Origin of the sequence: Rhizobium sp. LC145 (genome assembly GCF_001005825.1) — a bacterium.
GTDB lineage: Bacteria > Pseudomonadota > Alphaproteobacteria > Rhizobiales > Rhizobiaceae > Neorhizobium.
In genome coordinates, this window is sequence record NZ_LBHV01000032.1 from 1 (window position 1) to 605 (window position 605).

The 605-nt window shown below is 58.3% G+C and carries 1 pseudogene; it reads right to left on the reverse strand.

Annotated features, from left to right (window positions below):
* A pseudogene (locus YH62_RS30650) lies at positions 1 to 605 on the reverse strand (hypothetical protein); the annotation flags it as partial.

The window sequence follows — 605 nt, forward strand, 5'->3', positions numbered from 1 at the left end:
TGCATCAGGGCGTCGATATTGTCGCCGTGATCGACATCGCAATCGAGCAGCACCGAGCAGCGATAGCGCTTTTCTCCCTGCACGATCTCGTCGCAGATGTTCGCAGCCACCGCATACTTGTCGATCGGCAGGTCTTCCGGGTCCATGCCCATGCCGCAAAACATGTCATTGTTCCACGAGAAGCCGCGCCGATAATTGTAATCCATGACCACCGGGTTTTCGGTGAACTCATAAGTGGCGTAGTTCCCCCAGCGATGCGAGCCGGAACCACCGACCGAGCTATCCTTGCGGAAGTCATAGAGGCGAGCGCCGCGCAGCTCGAAGAAGAAGTCCGGGAAGCTGTTGAGCTTCTCCTGGTCATAGGTGAGCTTCGCAATCAGATAGCATTGGCCATGACCGACATGCTCTTCCGTCCATCGTCCGGTGGGGTTCGCCTTGTCGACCAGATCGTCATCCGCCGAAACCTGCGTTCCGTCATAGAAGACGAAGCTCATCCGGCCGGCATAGTCACCGCTCGCGACCGTGAACGTTTTGCCGCCATCGGTCGTTTCGAGGCTCAACTGCTTCCCGCCGGCCCAGATCTTCGACAGCCCGTCACAGGGGAA